General features: G+C 62.2%; 19 protein-coding genes. 11 read left to right on the plus strand and 8 right to left on the minus strand.

What is annotated here, in order from left to right; genetic code table 11:
• Positions 1-373: 373 nt before the first annotated feature.
• Together AC4PTT_RS16805 and AC4PTT_RS16810 are read left to right on the plus strand one after the other, a co-directional pair.
• Positions 374-1,270, plus strand: coding sequence for an ArdC family protein (locus tag AC4PTT_RS16805; protein ID WP_492161707.1), 897 nt, complete (start codon positions 374-376; stop codon positions 1,268-1,270).
• Positions 1,271-1,302: 32 nt separating this feature from the next.
• Complete coding sequence (locus tag AC4PTT_RS16810) at positions 1,303-1,563, plus strand: hypothetical protein (protein WP_422363227.1); 261 nt, start codon at positions 1,303-1,305, stop codon at positions 1,561-1,563.
• 46 nt (positions 1,564-1,609) lie between these two features.
• On the opposite strand, the gene AC4PTT_RS16815 is transcribed toward AC4PTT_RS16810, so the two are convergent.
• The 6 genes from AC4PTT_RS16815 to AC4PTT_RS16840 form a co-directional block, all read right to left on the minus strand.
• Positions 1,610-1,789, minus strand: coding sequence for a hypothetical protein (locus tag AC4PTT_RS16815; RefSeq protein ID WP_492161708.1), 180 nt, complete (start codon positions 1,787-1,789; stop codon positions 1,610-1,612).
• Positions 1,790-2,037: 248 nt separating this feature from the next.
• Positions 2,038-3,342, minus strand: a complete 1,305-nt coding sequence (locus AC4PTT_RS16820; protein WP_492161709.1) for a relaxase/mobilization nuclease domain-containing protein — start codon at positions 3,340-3,342, stop codon at positions 2,038-2,040.
• Complete coding sequence (locus AC4PTT_RS16825) at positions 3,339-3,761, minus strand: hypothetical protein (protein ID WP_492161710.1); 423 nt, start codon at positions 3,759-3,761, stop codon at positions 3,339-3,341. The genes AC4PTT_RS16820 and AC4PTT_RS16825 overlap by 4 nt, the downstream gene beginning before the upstream one ends.
• Before the next feature lie 344 nt (positions 3,762-4,105).
• Positions 4,106-6,073 carry an FUSC family protein gene (locus AC4PTT_RS16830; protein WP_492161711.1) on the minus strand — a complete coding sequence of 656 codons (1,968 nt, stop codon included), beginning with the start codon at positions 6,071-6,073 and terminating at the stop codon, positions 4,106-4,108.
• Between the two features lie 106 nt (positions 6,074-6,179).
• Positions 6,180-6,629, minus strand: coding sequence for an ion channel (locus AC4PTT_RS16835; protein ID WP_113154270.1), 450 nt, complete (start codon positions 6,627-6,629; stop codon positions 6,180-6,182).
• Between the two features lie 170 nt (positions 6,630-6,799).
• On the minus strand, positions 6,800-7,705 hold the full coding sequence (locus tag AC4PTT_RS16840) for a LysR family transcriptional regulator (RefSeq protein ID WP_206547114.1): 906 nt from the start codon (positions 7,703-7,705) through the stop codon (positions 6,800-6,802).
• 83 nt (positions 7,706-7,788) lie between these two features.
• On the opposite strand from AC4PTT_RS16840, the gene AC4PTT_RS16845 reads away from it, so the two are divergent.
• The 9 genes from AC4PTT_RS16845 to AC4PTT_RS16885 all read left to right on the plus strand — a co-directional run bounded on the left by AC4PTT_RS16845 (position 7,789) and on the right by AC4PTT_RS16885 (position 16,576).
• Positions 7,789-8,427 carry a class I SAM-dependent methyltransferase gene (locus AC4PTT_RS16845; protein WP_492161712.1) on the plus strand — a complete coding sequence of 213 codons (639 nt, stop codon included), beginning with the start codon at positions 7,789-7,791 and terminating at the stop codon, positions 8,425-8,427.
• Between the two features lie 78 nt (positions 8,428-8,505).
• Positions 8,506-9,447, plus strand: a complete 942-nt coding sequence (locus AC4PTT_RS16850) for an alpha/beta fold hydrolase (RefSeq protein ID WP_492161713.1) — start codon at positions 8,506-8,508, stop codon at positions 9,445-9,447.
• Between the two features lie 196 nt (positions 9,448-9,643).
• Positions 9,644-10,702 (plus strand): LacI family DNA-binding transcriptional regulator, encoded by a 1,059-nt coding sequence (locus AC4PTT_RS16855; RefSeq protein WP_206993872.1) that lies wholly within the window; start codon positions 9,644-9,646, stop codon positions 10,700-10,702.
• Complete coding sequence (locus AC4PTT_RS16860; protein WP_113154266.1) at positions 10,699-11,541, plus strand: inositol monophosphatase family protein; 843 nt, start codon at positions 10,699-10,701, stop codon at positions 11,539-11,541. The genes AC4PTT_RS16855 and AC4PTT_RS16860 overlap by 4 nt, the downstream gene beginning before the upstream one ends.
• Positions 11,542-11,575: 34 nt before the next feature.
• Positions 11,576-12,826 (plus strand): extracellular solute-binding protein, encoded by a 1,251-nt coding sequence (locus AC4PTT_RS16865; protein WP_206544659.1) that lies wholly within the window; start codon positions 11,576-11,578, stop codon positions 12,824-12,826.
• A 63-nt stretch (positions 12,827-12,889) separates the two neighbouring features.
• Positions 12,890-13,945, plus strand: coding sequence for an ABC transporter ATP-binding protein (locus tag AC4PTT_RS16870; RefSeq protein WP_206544658.1), 1,056 nt, complete (start codon positions 12,890-12,892; stop codon positions 13,943-13,945).
• Positions 13,942-14,805 carry an ABC transporter permease gene (locus AC4PTT_RS16875; protein ID WP_206544657.1) on the plus strand — a complete coding sequence of 288 codons (864 nt, stop codon included), beginning with the start codon at positions 13,942-13,944 and terminating at the stop codon, positions 14,803-14,805. The genes AC4PTT_RS16870 and AC4PTT_RS16875 overlap by 4 nt, the downstream gene beginning before the upstream one ends.
• Before the next feature lie 15 nt (positions 14,806-14,820).
• A complete protein-coding gene (locus AC4PTT_RS16880; RefSeq protein ID WP_204360872.1) occupies positions 14,821-15,651 on the plus strand; it encodes an ABC transporter permease in 831 nt (276 codons plus the stop codon).
• A 124-nt stretch (positions 15,652-15,775) separates the two neighbouring features.
• Positions 15,776-16,576 carry a glycerophosphodiester phosphodiesterase family protein gene (locus AC4PTT_RS16885; protein ID WP_492161714.1) on the plus strand — a complete coding sequence of 267 codons (801 nt, stop codon included), beginning with the start codon at positions 15,776-15,778 and terminating at the stop codon, positions 16,574-16,576.
• An 89-nt stretch (positions 16,577-16,665) separates the two neighbouring features.
• Here AC4PTT_RS16885 and AC4PTT_RS16890 read toward each other — a convergent pair whose 3' ends face one another.
• Both AC4PTT_RS16890 and AC4PTT_RS16895 read right to left on the minus strand, forming a co-directional pair.
• A complete protein-coding gene (locus AC4PTT_RS16890; RefSeq protein WP_113154261.1) occupies positions 16,666-16,950 on the minus strand; it encodes a PTS sugar transporter subunit IIB in 285 nt (94 codons plus the stop codon).
• A gap of 125 nt (positions 16,951-17,075) precedes the next feature.
• Positions 17,076-17,537 (minus strand): PTS sugar transporter subunit IIA, encoded by a 462-nt coding sequence (locus tag AC4PTT_RS16895; protein ID WP_113154260.1) that lies wholly within the window; start codon positions 17,535-17,537, stop codon positions 17,076-17,078.
• Positions 17,538-17,539 lie beyond the last annotated feature (2 nt).

Below are 17,539 nucleotides of genomic sequence, written 5' to 3' on the forward strand. Positions count from 1 at the left end.
GCGGAGTGGGAAGTCATGATAACCACCCACCAGTATATAAAAGGCTAGGCGGCACACCCTTCGGGCCGGGCTGTCGTGAACCGAGCCTGTAGTCTCGGCCGTCCGGCTTCCATCCCTTGCTGATTTAATGCCAGCCCTGGCAGGCTGACCCTTCTTTCCTGTTAGGGGCCTCGCGGCCCCGTCCTCCGTCAAGACCAAGCCTTCGCCGTCGCTCCGGCGCATGCCAGCGGTCTCCCCGTCCTTCCGCGCTTCGCTTGTGCAGGACGGGTGATCCCCCTCCGCTGTCTGCGGTCTTGACGGTCTCCCCCCGCTCATTGGCGCGGGCCTAGTCCGGTTGCATGTGCAACCGACTATCCAAGGAAGGAAAAAGCCAATGAAACAAGATATTTACAGACAAGTGACCGACAAGATCATTGCCGATCTGGAACAAGGCGAACTGACATGGCTCAAGCCGTGGTCCGCCGGGAACATGGACGGGCGGATCGTCAGGCCGCTACGTCACAACGGCATGGCCTACAGCGGAATCAATGTGCTGATGCTTTGGGGCGCGGCGATGGAGGCCGGTTATGGCTCCCCGTACTGGATGACCTTCAAGCAGGCCAAAGAACTTGGCGCGCATGTGCGTAAAGGCGAGCGTGGCAATCCTGTGGTGTATGCCAACACCACCACCAAGACCGAAGAGGGCGCGGACGGCACCGAAGAAGAGCGGAAAATTCCCTTCATGAAGAGCTACAGCGTGTTCAACGTGGAGCAGATCGACGGATTGCCCGAATATTATTACACGAAGCCGGAGCCGATCATTGATCCGGCGCAGCGGATCGAACATGCCGACATGTTTTTCACAGCAACCGGTGCAGATATTCGTCACGGTGGCAGCCGAGCCTATTACAGCGGTGGCAGCGACCATGTGCAGATGCCGCCTTTCGAGTGTTTCCGCAGCCCGGAAAGCTACTATGCAACGCTGGCGCATGAATTGACCCACTGGACGAAGCACAAGACGCGGCTGAACCGGGAGTTTGGCCGCAAGAAGTGGGGCGATGAAGGCTATGCACGGGAAGAGCTGGTTGCCGAGCTTGGCGCGGCCTTCCTTTGCGCTGATCTGGCATTGATGCCGGAGCCGGGCACCGATCATGCCGCCTATATCCAGAGCTGGCTTAAAGTCCTCAAAGACGACAAGCGCGCGATTTTCTCAGCTGCCGCCCATGCGCAGCGCGCAGCGGATTTCCTGCATGCGCGTCAGCAGCCCCAGCAAGAAGGAGTCGCCGCTTAAGCGGCACTCCCACAGCTTGGAGGATCAAAGCAATGGAAAAACACACCATCACATGGCGCGGCGTTCAGGTTGAAATCACCTTCACCCCGGAAAAATTCGGCATGACGGAGCATATCGAACTGCATAGCGAAAACCGCATCGCACTGCCCGTTACGGAAACCGGCTATCGCTCGCATTTTATACCAATCGGGACAGTGGCGCAGGAGGGTGGCCCGGTCGCCTATGTCACCGCATGGCTGGACTTTGAAGCAGAGCGCACGCGCTGGCGCGGCGCTCAGCTTTCCTTGTTTTAGGAGGGCAGAAAATTTTGCGGCTGGCCGCCGGGCCAGCCGCATCGGGTTAGAGGCGCGGCGCTCGCCGCGCCAACTCGATTTCGATAGTGCGTATCGAGGCCTGCGCATCGCGGCGCGCCTGCGAACAGGATGGCGCTGCTGCGCTGGCTGCAAATGCTCTTCTAAGCAGGGCGCGCAATTCGGCCGTGCTGCGAGTTGCCGCTTCAAAACAGGTGACGCGTTTCATCGTATCCTCCTTTGTTTCAAGGAGGCCCCGAACCATTCAGGGCCTTTTGGCCCCGGCACACATCATCGGCTCATGAAGGCGCTGATGGTTCGGGTGGTGATTGATGCAGGCGAGAGGATGCGTCCCCTAACAACATCGTCACGGTTTGGACGGCCCGGCAGGGCAGCAAGTCAGATCATACGGGAATGATGGGAGAGGCATTTGTGCCTGATCGCATAGCGCGGGTAATACCCACCGCGCTCATGGCGCTATATGTCGAAATCGCGCTGGCGCGGCCGTCGCTCGCGCCGGTTGCGGCGGGCTTCCGGCCTCATGCTCTCATCTTGTCTTCGCCGCTGCCCGCTTTCCAGCGCGTCATAATTGGCGACATCCTCGCGCAGCAGGGCCATGCGCTGCTCTGATACCTTGCGTTCCGCCCGGATATAGGTTTGCAGCGCGCCGCGTTCCTCAAGCTGGCGGAAGATCAGGTCATCTTTTGCCGCGCGGTCGCGGCGATAGGCTTCCAGCGCTTCGCTCTCATTCTGCATTTTAATCTTGGCATACTGCCCTGTCAGGCGATGCCATATGCCGGAAAAGCCTTTCGGCAGACGCTGCGCGCGCTGCTGCGCTTCCGCTTGCCACCGGCGTTCGAGACCGGATTTGAGCTTTTCGCGTTCGGCGCGGTGACGTGCCGCCAGTTCGGCTTTGCGCGTGGTCAGTTCATCACGGCGCTGCGTTGCTTCGCGCTGCGTATCCGCAATGAAGGCTTCGAGCTTGCTCGTCATACCCTGCGCGATTTCGGCTTTGGCCTGACTGGCGGAAGCCAGCTTTGCTGGATCGCCAATTCGCGCTTGCAGTTCCTTGACCTTCACCCCGGCATAGCGCGAGAGCGAATAGACTTCCCCGCGATAGTCGATGGCAACGAAACCGCGCCGGTCGCCCCCGGCCAGCCAGAAGCCGCGCTCTTTCAGCGCCCGTTCAAACGATGCCCGGTTGTCGGAGCGCTCCCAACATTGCCGCAAGACCGCTTTGGTTTCGCGGGGATCAATGCCCGCCCGCCGCGCCTGTTGCCATTCCTCTTGTGAGAAATTCAGCGGATCGCGCAGGGCGCGATCCTGCAAACCGCGTGGCATGTCCCAGCCACGTTCCAAGAACAATTCGCGAGACACGTCGCGCAGTTTCATTTTGTAATGCGCCATGTTGAGTGCGCGCATGCGCTCGCTGTCGATGCGCGACCAGACAACATGCGCATGCCGCCGCCCATCCTTTTCATGAAAGACAACCGCGCGGGGCTGATCTTCCAGACCGAGCTTTTGTTCGATCCGCTCAATCGCCAACTCGAAATCTTCGGTGCGGACTTTCTCATTGGCCGGGGGATTGAGGCTCATCGAAAACAGATAGTTCTTGCAGCGCGTCCCTTTGGCGATGGCATCGGCTTCGCTGAAAGCGCCGCGAAGATCGTCGCTGACGAACCCACGCACATCATGCAACTCGACATGCTCGTTGTCGCGCATGGAAAGCAAATACCGGGCAAGTTGGGGAGCATCGCCGCGCTCCTTGGCTTTCAGGATCATGGCCCATCTCCGGGCGATTTGCCGAGGGCACGAAGCAGATCGGCGCGTATTGCCGCAACGTCTCGGCAGGCGTCCGCGAGATCGGATTCCGTTTCCGGCGTCACAGGAAGGGAGCCTGTGTTGACGGCTTTGGCAAGCTGGTTGAGGTTCGAGGACAGACGGGATTGCCCGAGCGCCCCGAGGACGCGGCCCAAGGCTTCGGTGTCCTGGACAGGGCTATTGCCGGTCCGCTTGCGCGGCGCAGCATCATCGCCGAAAAGCTGCTCGCGGATATAGGCACTGAGAGACTTGTTGCCCCGCAGCACATCCAGCCGCGCGCGTTCCTCTGGGGTCAGCCGTATCGAGAACGGCGGCGGATAGGCCGCCTTTGCGGGATTAGAGGCCGCTGCCCCGTCAAATCTTGAGCTTAGGTCGCTCATGGCCGCACCGCAGGCCGTCAAGGCCTACCTGTGCGAGATGGCGTTCCCATTCATCCATCGAACCGAAAACGGTGTTCGAACCTTCTCCGGTTAGGTGCGCCATTTCCTTGAAAAATCGATACACGACTAAGTGCCGCGCAGCATTGCGCTGGACAGTCCGTCTGTTCGATTGTTCGCCTCCCCAATCCGCACAAAACACCCCGCTTCGCATCGCGAAAGCACGGCCTGTCTTTTGAGACTGGAAACAAGGCGCTCTTACCGCCCTACAGCGCGCAATCAGGGGAGCGTGCGAACAAAGTCGCGCCACTCCCCTGACCGGCTCTCAGAGGCGCCCTGTGCGGGCGTTACGCGGCTGCGGGGGCTGCCTGCCCCTTCGCACCCACATCTTTCTTCTCCATGAAACCATCGATCTGGTCGAAGGCCGCGCAGATGTTCGAAGCGAAGGCCATGAACGGGTCGCCATTCACTTCATCCTTCACGATGCCGGCGCAGCCGTCCGGTTTGCTTCCGGCGATTCTGGCTGCGAGCGCATCGACAATGGCTTCCTGATTCTCGGCCACCGTATATCTGGCTGACCATGCGCCGATACCGTCGCAGACGCGCTCCGCACCCGTTACGAGCGGGTACCATGCAGCGGCCTCGGGGCCCGCCGGGGCGGGTTCGAGCATGGCTGCGTTGATCTTCTTGCGCATCGCGGCAAGCGCCACATAGGCCTGCCGTTTTTTTGCGCCGATCTGGGGATCGGGCTGCGAAGCGTTCACAGGCTTCAGGGCGAGAAGATAGGCGGCGATCTTTTCCCGCGCGCTCTGGAAGCTGCGCTCCAGCTCATGCGAATGCGTGCGCGGCCAGATGAAGTAGCCGAACACAAGAATGATCGCTCCGCCGATCAGCGTGTCTACCAGCCGCTGCAGACCGTAATCGGTTGTGCCAGCGCCCGGCGACGTGATGTCGATGAGGATCAGCACCATCGGCGTGGCCACAAATGTCGCCATCCAGTAGGCGCGCTGGGCCGCCCACGGAAGAATGCCTGCAAGAACCGCCAGAACGCAGACCAGCGCGATGCCTTTCGGGAACAGGGCAAAGGCAGCAACCCCGACCAGTACGCCCAGAACCGTTCCGATGACACGGTGGACGGACCGGACGAAGATGGAACCCAGATCGGGCCTCAGAACGATGATGACCGTGAGGGGCGTCCAGTACCAGTGATTGCCATCGTTCACCCAGCGGGTGGCGAACGCGATGCAGACGCACAGCGCCAGAACGGCGGCGGACCTGATGGCCTCATGATCGAACTTCAAAGCCTCTGCAAACCCGATGCGTTTCGACGCGGAAACCGCGCCCGAAGCCACGTGCGGCGGCGCGATTTTTTCTGAAGAGCCTGCGCTCCAGTACATCGCGGTGAAGTGCTCTACCGAACGGCTTAGCAGCGTATCGGCGAATGCGCCGTCGGCGGCCGGCGCAGGTTTTTCATCGCGCACCAGCGCTGCGAGACGCTTGAGTTCATGCGCAGCCTGCTCAAGGTTATCCGGCTTGTTCGACGCCAGCGTCGCGGTGAAGATGCGGCTGAGCCCCTGAAGAACGGACGACTCCCAATCGAGATGCGCTGAAGGCCGCCCATGCTGATGATAGCGACCGGAAAGCAGGCTGGCGAAGCCCGTGGACATCTTGTCCGTGATCGCCCGGCGAATGGTTTCCTCTTCGGCGGCTTCGGCATTTTTGGAACGCGCCAGCGCAAGCCTCGAAAGCCCTTCAAGCAGGTTGGCGACCAGAACGATGAAAGGACGCTTGCGGAAGAAAAGCGCCTCCACGCCGAGCAGAACGGCGTAGAAGCCGCAGCCCGCGAGGAAATAGGCAGCCGGCTTCCAGAAAGGCGCAATCGCGGGAAGCGCGATAGCGATACAGCCCATGAGTAGCGCCTGAACCAGAGCGGAAGCGAGAACCGATCCGTAAGAGCCGATGAGCCCGACCACAAACGCCACCACGGTCATTGCGGCGACGACAAAGGCCCAGTCGAGATGCCCCACATAGCCCAGAAAAAAGCCAAGCGCTCCGATCGGCGCGATGATCGCAACCTCGCGGAACCGTTCGATATAGGGGCTGTCCTTCTCTCCCAGACACAGGCCTAGAGCGCCAAGCGACATGACCATGAAGGAGCCGGCGGAGCCCGACATGATCCCCGCCAGAATTGGCAGGGCCACGGACAGGGCGGCCCTCAGGCAGCGCCCGATGGGCCAGTGCGCCGGCTTCAGGCGCGTCAACTCACGAAGCCAGGAGTTTGGCCGGGTCTGCGCCGCGTGCGATCGTGTCGACATTTCTGGATTCCCGTGCGTTTCAATGCATTTGGCAGCGAAGGCGCGCGGGATAAAAACCGAAGACAACGCCCTTCCTGCAGCGGAGACAGTTCAAGCGAAGATCGACTCAGCTCTTTGAAGGCGTCGTGTCTTTCTTGGTGATGAAATAGGGCAGATGCGCCTGGAGGACGTAGATCAGCACGGCCGCAGCCCAGCTGAACATGAGAATGCCGCTGGCCGCCGCCATCGGACCGACAAGCCGGGTTTCGCTCATCTGGGAGGCGTCGCCGAAGCCGAGCGTGGTGTAGCTGACCAGCGCGGAATAGAAGCCATTGCCGAAATTATCGACCAGGCCGAGCCAATAGAAGAGCAGCCCCCAAACCGTGACGGAAGCAAACAGCGCGACCGAAAGAATCAAATACATGATCGTCAGGGAGAACGATAAAAACAGGTTCCCTTTTTCATCAAAATCCGACTTCAGCGCATAAACCACCTTGGCGATGATGATCGTCGCCAAAAGATGAATGAACATCGAAATGAGGCTGACGATAAAACCGACCGTAAAATCAAAAACCATGGATTGAAATACCTTATATTAAAATACAACCATCAATATAACCCATCTATATGTTATTATTCATAGAATAAGAATTTCAAGTGAATTCCATGGGAGAGTAACAGCCGGCGCACTGATTTCCCCGAAAATCACCCTGGGACCACCGGCTTTCAGGCGTTCCCGGCAGGCGTTTAACCGGCTGATTTTCTGGCTTCGCGCGTGATGCGCTCCAGTTCCTGCGCCAGAATGTCATAGACAAGCCGGATGCGTTTGCTGGTGCGCAGTTCGCGGTGGGTGACCAGCCAGACCGGAAAGCGCACGGCCTCAAGCGCAGGGAACAGCTCGACGATGCCAGAGGCGCGCTCGGCGATCTCGCGGCTCATCAGGCTGACGCCCTGCCCGCGCCGCACCAGCTCCCAGATGACCACCGAGTTCTTTGAGACCAGCCGAAAATCCTCCGCGCCAATCTCGGCTCCCACGCCCCTCAGGAATGCGGCGAAACGCTCCGCATCTTCGTAGCCGACGAACTCGTGCGGCGCGATGCCTGACACCGCACCGGGATGACCATGTGCGGCAACCCAGCTCTCGGAAGCATAAAAATGCGCCGTGCTTTCACAGACGAGCCGCCCGATCAGGCCATCCTCTTGCGGCCGCACATGGCGGATCGCGATATCCGCCTCCCGCCGCCGCAGATCGCTCAGACTGTCGCTTGAGATGACGGCAATGGTGATCTGCGGCGCTTCGCGGCGAATGCGCTCCATGATTTCGGGCAGGATATAGGCGGCATAGGTGTCGGTCGCTGAAATGCTGACACGCCCGGCCACCTCTTCCGCCCGCCCCGAGGCGGCGACACGCATGGCGAGCGCGGCCTCGCCCATGGCGCGCACATGCTCCAGCAGGCTTTCGCCCGTTTCCGTCAGAACCAGCTTCTTGCCGACCCGCTCGAACAGGGTGACGCCCAGATCCGCCTCAAGCTGCGCAACCTGTCTGGAAAGCGTGGGCTGCGTGAGCCCCAATTCACGGGCCGCAGCGGAAAGAGAGCCTGTCTCCGCCGTGGCGAGAAAGGCGCGGGCGCGGTTCCAGTCAATATTCGTCATGCAAATATGTATATTGGATCTGCAGTGTTCCGCAATTTTCAATTTTTGTGCATATGATAGGGAACGCGCCAAAGGAGACGATCATGTTTCGCACTGCCGACAATGCGCGTTTTTGGGATCGCATCGCACGCAAATACGCCAGCGACCCCATTTCAGACATGGGTGGATATGAACGGACGCTGGAGCGTGTGCGCCATTATCTGCGGCCTGGCGACCGGGTGCTGGAGTTTGGTTGCGGCACGGGCACCACGGCGCTCAAACTCGCGCCTTCGGTTGAAAGCCTGCTGGCGACCGACATTTCCAGCGAGATGATCGCGATTGCGCGTGAGAAGGCCCACAGCGAAGGCATCGGGAATGTGACATTCGAGGTGGCCGCTCCTGAAAGCGCGGACTGGCCGGCGGAAAGCTTCGACGCCGTGCTTGGCTTCAATGTCCTGCATCTTCTGGAAGACAGCAGCCGCGCGCTGGGCAACATCCGCCAGGCGCTGAAACCGGGCGGGCTCCTCCTCACCAAGACGCCGTGCCTCAAAGACATGAACCCGGTCTTTCGCGTCGTCGTGCCGCTCATGCAGATGGTTGGCAAGGCCCCGCATGTGGACTTCCTGTCTGCTGCGGAGGTCGAAAAACTGCTGAAAAGGGCCGGCTTCGAGACCATCGAATGCGCCTATCATGCATCTAACGGCCGCGATGCCCGGCCCTTCATCGTGGGGCGCAGGCTTTAGAACAGGGCTTATTTCTGGACCACCCGCCCCCAACCGGCTAACCATCCCGTTTGAGAGAGTGTGGCGGGGCCGGCGATCATGAACCTTGTGCACAAGACCGACAGCCAGAACACGGCAGTATCCGACCCGGATCGCGGTGTCCGCACGGACATTGGCGGTTACAGGCTGAACAGCCTGCATCTGGACGCTGACAACGCCGACCTTCCGCCCGTCGTCTTCATCCACGGGGCGAGCGCCAGCCTGCTCGACCCGCTCTATTCTTTCCGCACTGCGCTCGAAGGGCGCGCACGCCTTCTCTTCATCGACCGGCCCGGCCACGGAAAATCCGACTGCGGGCCGGAAAGCCTCATCCTGCCGGACGGACAGGCCGAGGCAATTGCGGCGCTGATGACCGCACGCGGCATCGAGAAAGCAATCATGGTCGGCCATTCCTATGGCGGTGCGGTCGCTGCCGCCATGGCGCTGAACCACCCGGACAGGCTCCTTGGAACCGTCTTTCTTTCGCCGGCTCTCTATCCGTGGCCGGGCGGGATTGCCTGGTATTATCACGCAGCCGGAAACCCGCATCTGGGCAGCCTGTTCAGCAGGCTCATCGTGCCGCTGGCCGGACGGCTTTCGATCGGCAGCGCCGCGCGCGGCGTCTTTGCGCCCAACCCGATGCCGGACGACTATCTGCACGCCACCCGCGCCCATGAAGCAATTGAGCCGACAGCGTTCCGGCACAATGCCCGCGAAATATGCGCCCTGCTTGCCTGGACCGAACGCACCCACGCCCGCTACCGCACCATCAAGACGCCATCCGTCATCATCACCGGTGCAATAGACGATGTGGTCTCGCCCGACATTCATTCAGAGGCCCTCGCCCGCGACCTGCCCAGCGCGGAACTGCTGCGCGTGGAAGGGCTTGGCCACAAGCCCGATTATCACGCGACGGATCTGGTGGTTGCCGCCATCGAAAAACTCGCCGGCCAGACGCGCGACCTGAACACCCTGAAAACGGAAGTCGAGCAGCGGCTTTAAAACCCTCCTCCATCCCCTTTCCCGTTTTGCACAGCGCTGTCAGCAAACTGACATGCTTGCGTAGCGTGGCTGTCATCTGAGCCGGCTATTCGGATCGCGTTCACTCAAACGACGGTCCGCCCCCATGGTCAGCGCGTTCTTCATTTCAGCCCTGGTAATACGTAGTACCGCTTCCACACCGGTGGAGGACTGAGCGATGTCGCGGCGCAAATCCGGCACGGCAACCTCCCATGACGTGGCGCGCGTGGCGAATGTTTCGCAGGCGCTGGTCAGCCGCGCCTTCACCGGCAATGGCCGCATTGCGCCGGAAACCCGCGAACGCATCCTGAAGGCGGCTGAACAGGTTGGCTGGCAGCCCAATGCGCTTGCCCGCTCCATGGTCACGGGCGACGCCCCGCTGGTCGCCGTCATCACCACCCGCCTCAATTTCGACTGGCGCGCGCAGGTTCTCTCCCGGCTCCTGAAGGCCATTCAGGAATGGCATCTGAAACCACTTCTCTTTTATGCCGAGAGCGACGCAGAAGTTGACCGGCTGCTTGAAGAGGCGCTGAGCTGGCGGGCGCGCGGCGTCATCGTGACCGCCGGTGTCGTGCGCGAAAACCGCGCCGCCGCGATCATCGAGAAAGGCCAGTTTCTGGTCGCGCTCAACCGCCCGGCCAATCATGAAAAGGGCTTTTCCGTCGCCACCGACAATCCGCTTGGCGGGCGTATGGCAGCCGGGCTCTTTCTGGAAGAAGGCCGCAGGCGGCTTCTGGTTCTGGGCGGTCCGCAGGGAAGCTGGGCGCCCTCGCTGCGCGCCGAAGGTTTTTCCGAGGCAGCGCGCGAAGCGGGGCTGCACGCCGCCATCTGGAACAATGACGCCATGTCCACCGAGGCAGGCCGCGCCTGCGCAGAGCGTCTGCTCGCCCTGCCGGGCAACGAACAGCCCGACGCCGTCTTCGCCACCAACGACGCCATGGCGCTCGGGTTTCTGGATGGCCTGCGCGGCCACCGTTCGATCCCCGACGACATCGCGCTCATCGGCTTCGACAACCTGCCCGCCGCCGACTGGCCGCCCTATCGCCTCACCACCTTCGAGCAGCCGCTCGAGGAAATGATGCGCCGCCTGATCGCCCATGTGGACATCCATGGCGATGGGCATTCGGGCGGTCAGGCGGACGACCAGCAACCACAGGAAGAGAGCGAGCCACGCGCCCGCCTCATCCACTGCAAACCCAAACTCATCACACGCATGACTGCCGGAAAGACAGAATGACCCTGAATGCCCCCTCCCGCCTCGCCCTTGGTAAGACGCTTGCAGAAAAGGCGGGCCGCATCGCGCTCGACTATTTCCGCGCGCCCGATCTGAAAACAGACAGCAAGGGCCCGGGCGACGTGGTGACGGAAGCCGATTTCGCGGTCGAGCGCATGCTGCGCGCGGCCATTCTCGAAGCGTTTCCGGAAGACGCGATCATCGGCGAGGAGCTGGGCGGCAAGGCCGTGGCCAAGGGCTACACCTGGCTTGCCGACCCCATCGACGGCACGGTGAACTTTGCCCGTCGCCTTTCCTATTTCTGCGTCTCGCTCGCGCTTTTGAAGGACGGCCAGCCCATCGCCGCCTGGGTGTTCGATCCGGTAACGGACGAGCTTTTCTGGGCAGATGAAGAACATGGCGCGCGCCTTGGCGACACGCCCATCGCCTGCTCGCGCAATGACAGCATGGTGGATGCGGTGGTCGGCCTCGGCTTTTCGGGCCGGCACGAGCCGGAGCTTTACCGGAACTGCGTCGCAGCGCTCAGCGACCACGATGTGGAGTTCCGTCGCCTCGGCGCGGGCGCGCTGTGCCTGGCCCATGTCGCCGCCGGTCGCCTCGACGCCTATGTCGAGCCGCACATGAACCCGTGGGATGCCGTGGGCGGCCTGTTCATCGCCGCCACGGCCGGCGCTGTCACGAAAGATTATCTGGGCGCGAATGGTCTGGAGCATGGCGCTCCGGTCTTCGCCGCCTCGCCGGCAACGGCAGAAAGATTGCTGGCAATCCTGCCAGCGATGGAATCCGGCACCCCGCAGCATCGGCAAAATGACACGCGGAGTGCCGGAGAAGCCGCGACCTAGGTCGCGCCCTCAACCCCTTGCGGAGAAGACACCAATGAAGGCTCTCACTGCTGCAATCGCCGCCACCCTCATGAGCACCGCCGCCTATGCGGTCACGCCCATCGGGTCGGAAGAATTCAACATCCAGCCGGGCTTCGAACTGGCCGAGCTGACGTCTGAAAATTTCTATGACGTCATCGTTCCCCAGGCCAAGGAAGAAGGCAAGCTGACTTTCTTCGACTTCACCAACTCTTTCGGCCCGCTCTTCACCGACCGCCTTCTGCCGGCGTTCGAGGAAGAATACGGCATCACGGTGAACTACATTCGCGGCAACAACGAAGCTGCCGTGCAGCAGCTCATCGCCGCCAACAATTCTGGCGTGGCCGCGCCGGCTGACGTCTACTTCGTCGGCTCCAGCACGACCGGCCTGCTCCTGCGCGAGAATGTCATGGCCAACGTGCCGCTCGCCGATCTTCTGCCGAATGCGGATGGCTTCAATCAGGACATCGCGCGGGTTTCCGGCGGCGTGGACCACGGCGGCGCCTATGTGCCTTTCCACCGCAACCAGACCAGCATCATCTATGACACGCGCACCGTTTCGGGCGATGACGTGCCGACGACCGCCGACGCTCTGCTCGCCTGGGCGGAAGCAAATCCGGGCAAGTTCGTCGTCACCTCGCCGGCCGGCGGCGGTTCGGGCAACGGCTTCATGCAGTCCGTCGCCTACGCCAAGGTGGAAGGCGATGACTGCCGCGCCGAGTTCTCCAACTTCTCCATGACCGAGGACGAAGCCAAGGCCTATGTCGAGGGCGCGTGCCTGAACCCGGTCTGGGATTACTACAAGAAGCTCATCCCGGTTGCCGAGATCACCAATGGCAACTCCGACACGCTGAACCTCGTCGCCAATGGCGCGGGCGCGATCGGCACCGCATGGGAAGACATGGCCTATGACTTCATCGGCCGCGGCCTCCTGCCGCCGACCGTGCGTCAGCAGATCATCGAATCCGGCCAGGTGGGCGGCGGCGACGGCATGTTCCTGCCGGTCGGCAGCGAGCATCCGGCGGCGGCCCTGCTGTTCCTCGACTTCATGAGCCAGCATGACATCCAGCTTGAGAAGCTTGGCGTCAACGGGTCGCGTTCGGCACGCACGGACATCGATCCGGGCAAGAGCTTCACCGAAGAGCAGGCCGCACGCCTGATCCCGACCAACGAGTTCGCCGAGCGCGCGCTTCCCAGCCTGCCCGCGCCGCTTCGTGCAGCCATGCGCGACTACATCGTCGCCAACCTGCTGCGCGCCACCAACTAACCTTCGCACACCATTCGGGCGGCGCTGCCTCGCGGCGCCGCCCATGCGTCAGGATGCATCGTCATGGACACGACACTTTCCATTCGCCGCTTGACCAAGCAGTTCGACAACACCCGCGCACTGAAAGGGATCGACCTTGAAGTGCCGGCCGGCCGCTTCGTCACGCTTCTGGGCCCATCGGGCTGCGGCAAGACCACTCTCTTGCGTTCCATTGCGGGCATCACCGACCCGACCACGGGCGAAATCTGGCTCGCCGACAGGCGCATCGACGCGCTTGCGCCGGAGAACCGCAATTTCGGCATGGTCTTCCAGACCTACGCCCTGTTCCCGCATATGAGCGTGGAAAAGAACGTCGCGTTCGGGCTCGAAATGCGCAATGTCGCAAAGCCCGAAATCGCCACCCGCGTGGCTGCCGCGCTTGAACTGGTCGGCCTTGGCCAGCATGCCCGCCGACTGCCGCGCCAGCTTTCCGGCGGCCAGCAGCAGCGTGTGGCGCTGGCGCGCGCCATCGTCATCGAGCCGGATGTGCTCCTGTTCGACGAGCCGCTTTCCAATCTCGACGCCAAGCTGCGCGACAGCCTGCGCGAAGACCTGCGCACCATGCAGCGCAAGCTGGGCACCACGTCGATCTACGTCACGCACGACCAGTCGGAAGCCATGGCGCTGGCCGACGAGATCGTGGTGATGAAGGATGGCGAGATTGTCGAACGCGGCACGCCTGTCGACCTCTACCGCCGCCCGCGCTTCCGCTTCACCGCCGAGTTTCTCGGCCTCACCAACGTCATCGAGGCCGACATTTCCGGCAGCGAGTGCCGCCTGCCCTGGGGTGCGGTGCGCAAGATCGAAAACCCGGCCGAACGCGCCGCAGAAGGCATCGCGATCCGCCCCGAGGACATCGGCATCGACGCCGCCAGCGGCGAGGCCGATGGCGTGGTCGAACAGTCCATGTTCCTGGGCGCATCCACCCATTACTGGGTGTCTGCCGCCGGGCAGGAACTGCGCGTCATCACTGCGGGCGGGCAGTCCGACATTCTGGCCACCGGCCAGCCGGTCAAGCTCACCCCGCCGCCGGCCCTTCACCTTCTGAAGACGTTCGAGCCCGTGGAGGCGATGGCATGAAGCCGGTTCGCCTGACAACGATCCTCCTGTGCCTGCTGCCGGGCGTTGGCTATCTCCTCGTGTTCTTCGGCATGCCGCTCGTACGCGTGGTGGTGAACAGCTTTTCCGGGCGCGGGGCCGATGCGGCAAGCTTCACGCTCGACCCGTGGATCACGCTTTTGACCACGCCGGTCTATCTGGATGGCCTGCGCTTTTCCGTCTGGCTCGCCATCGCGCCGACCGCGCTCAGCCTGCTCATCGCGCTGCCGCTTTCGGCCCTGATGCAGGCCAATGAGACGAGCCGCAAATTCTTCGGCTCGCTCTACCGCATTCCGCTGGTGGTTCCCGGCATCGTGGCCGCGTTTCTCGTGCTCGTCATGCTGGACCGTGGCGGCATGGCAAGCCGCATCCTGACCCCGCTCGGCATCACCCTGCCGCGGCTGGTGCGCGACGAATGGGGCCTTGGCGCGATCATCGCGTCGTCGTGGAAGAACATCCCGTTCATGACGCTGATCATTTCCGGCTCCATGGCCGCGATCAGCAAGGATGTGCTCTCCGCCGCCCGCACCCTTGGCGCAAGCCGCCTCACCATTCTGTGGCGCATCCAGCTGCCGCTGGCGCAGCCCGGCATCACCGCCGCCGTTCTCCTGACCTTCATCAGTTCGCTCGGCTCCTTTGTCGTGCCGAACCTGCTTGGTCCCAGCTATCCGCTGCCGCTCAGCGTGCACATGTACACGGAAGGCTTCACCAAGGGGAACTGGCCGCTCGTCTACGCGATGGGAACGCTGCTCAGCATCGTCGCCGTGGGCGTGCTCCTCACCTACTACGCAATCATCGGCTCGCTCAGCCAGTCGGACGCGCAAAAGCGCGCGGGAGCCTGAACCATGGCGATCAGCATGAGACATTCCCAACGCACCCAGCTCTGGGTTTCCCTCGGCCTTTACGGCTATCTTTTCCTGACGCTGTTCCTGCCGCTCGGCGTGATTGCGCTCTGGGCCTTCTATGACCCGGCAGTGGGCTGGTTTCCGCCCGACATCATTCCCCGCTCCTTCTCGCTTTCGGCGTGGGGCGACGTGCTGTCGGACCGGCACATCCTGCCCTCCGCCCTGCTCAGCTTCTTCGTCTCGACCGTGGTGACGCTGCTCACCGCCACGCTGGCCTTTCCCACGGCCTGGGCGCTGGCGCAGTTTCCCTTCCGCCTGAAGCGCGCGGTCGAGGTGTTCGTGCTGGCCCCGATGATCGTGCCCGGCATCGTCGTGGCCGTCAGCCTTGGCGAGATCTTCTTCGGCATGGGGCTTGCCGGCACGGTGCAGGGCATCATTCTGGTGCAGACCGTCGGCACGCTGCCGCTGATGATCCGCATTCTCACGGCGACGCTCGAGGGCATTCCCAACGAGCTGATCCTCGCGGCCCGCACGCTGGGCGCGGCACCCCGTGTTGCGGTGATGCGGATTGCGCTGCCGCTCGCCTGGCCCGGCTTTCTTGCCGGCGGCCTCTTGAACTTCATCGCCTCGTTCGAGGAGTTCGAGAAAAGCTTCATGGTCGGTGCGCCCAAGGTGCAGACGCTGGCCGTGCGCCTGTGGAGCTATCTGGGCGGCGAGATCCTGGTTCTGCCGACCGCCGCTGCCGTCACCTTCCTGCTTCTGGTGCCCATGCTGATCATCTTCTTCATCGCCGAACGGCTGATGAAGGAAGACGTGATGGCTGCGGGCCTCGGAAAACTCTAGATCGCCACGCATCCCACCGGACGCACAAATGACGATCTGGGCTTCTTATGGAGCATCGGAACAAGCCGAAAACCGGATTCCACTTTTCGGTCCGATGCTCGAACGCCAACAAGGACATTCAATCATGGCATTCTCCTTCCACATCGGTGAAACCGGCCCGCTGCACCTTTGCGGCCATCGCGGCAACTCCATCGCCGCGCCCGAAAACACCTTCGCAGCATTGCGCTCCTGCCACGCCGAGGGCGGCCGCAGCTGCGAGATCGACACGGTTCTGACCAGCGATGGCGAGATCATCGTGCTGCACGATCTCTCGGTCGACCGCACCAGCGACGGCACAGGCCCGGCCCGCACCCTGACGGCGGCGGGAATCGCAAAACTCGACGCCGGTTCCTGGTTCGGACCGGAGTTTGCCGGTGAGCGCATTCCCACCCTGACCGATTTCCTGATGCTTGCCCGTGAGCTCGACATGGGTCTGGAAATCGAGGTCAAGGAGAAGGTCGACCTCGACGGCTATATCCGCGAGCTGAAGAAGATCGCCGCCGACCCGGCAAACCTCGAACGCATGATGATGATCTCCTTCGACCATGCGAGCCTCAAGCGCATCAAGGAAGAGATTCCGGGCATCCTGACCGGCGGCATCGCTCATGAGCGCTATGGCGACCCGCTTGCCGTGGTGAAGTCTGCCAATCTCGACGAGCTGTGCATCGACCTGGCCGTCTTCGATCTGAACGATGCGCGCCGCCTGAAGGCGGAAGGCATCGCCATTCGCTGCCACGCCTATGCGCCGAAGAAATTCGAGGCAGCGCTGCGCGAGGGGCTCGACTGGACCGAAACGCTGAAGACCGCCTTTGCCGAGCGCCTGATCGACACGCTGTCGGGCGATGACGTGGCATGGCTGCGCCGCTTCGTCGAGGAAAACAGCTAAGGCGCTCTGCCTTCTGGCGACACACAAAAAAAAGGCCCGCAACCGGATCGGCTGCGGGCCTTTTTTCATATTCTGGAAGCGCGCGCGCTTTACTTGCGCAGCTCGCCTTCGATCTTGTCGAGCGCCTCGGCCTTGCCCATGCCCGTCAGGAAGGCGAGCGTCACGATGGACGGCACGTCGAGATCCGACGGTAACTGCGTGGTGGAAACGATCAGATCGACGCCGGTCAGTTCCGAACGGACTTCCGTTGCCTTGCACTGGCGCGGCTCGATGGTGATGCCGCGCTCCTTCATGGCCTCGGTCACGGCATTCGCGACCACCGTGGAGGTGGCGATGCCGGTGCCGCAGGCGAAAAGAACGGTTTTCTTGCTCATGGACTTCTCCCTACCAATGGAGTCTGAACCGCATCATCGCGTCATGGAGACGATGATGCGGTTCAGGGACTTTTTCTCAAAACAGTTCCGGAAGGGAAACCGGTTCCCGTTCTCCTAAAACTGCCTTACTTCAAAACCGCAGCGACATCATCGACCGACGATGCCTGCATGAGGCCAGAAATAGCCTCTTCGCTCTGGATCGTCGCCATGATTTCCTGAAGCATCTCGATCTGGCGATCCTTGTCGTTGAGCGCCATCAGGAAAACCAGGCCCACCTCGACCGGCTCGTCCGGGTCTTCCATATTGGCGAAGGCGACCGGCTTCTTGAGCGTCGCCAGTGCGATGCCCGGCTTGAGAACATGCTCCGGATCCGTGTGCGGCACCGCGACATTCACCGCGTGGCCGAGCGGCAGACCGGTCGGCATCGAGGCTTCGCGGGCGAGAACCGCATCGGCAAAACTGTCCTTCACATAACCGGCAGCCTGAAGTTTTTCCGCCAGCAGTCGGATGACAGCCTCGCGGCTGTCGGTGTCGACCCCGAGGACAATCGCCTCGGGATCGATGTGGTTCATAAGGGCTTCAGCCATTC

The sequence above is a fragment of the Nitratireductor sp. WH36-1 genome (genome assembly GCF_058725515.1).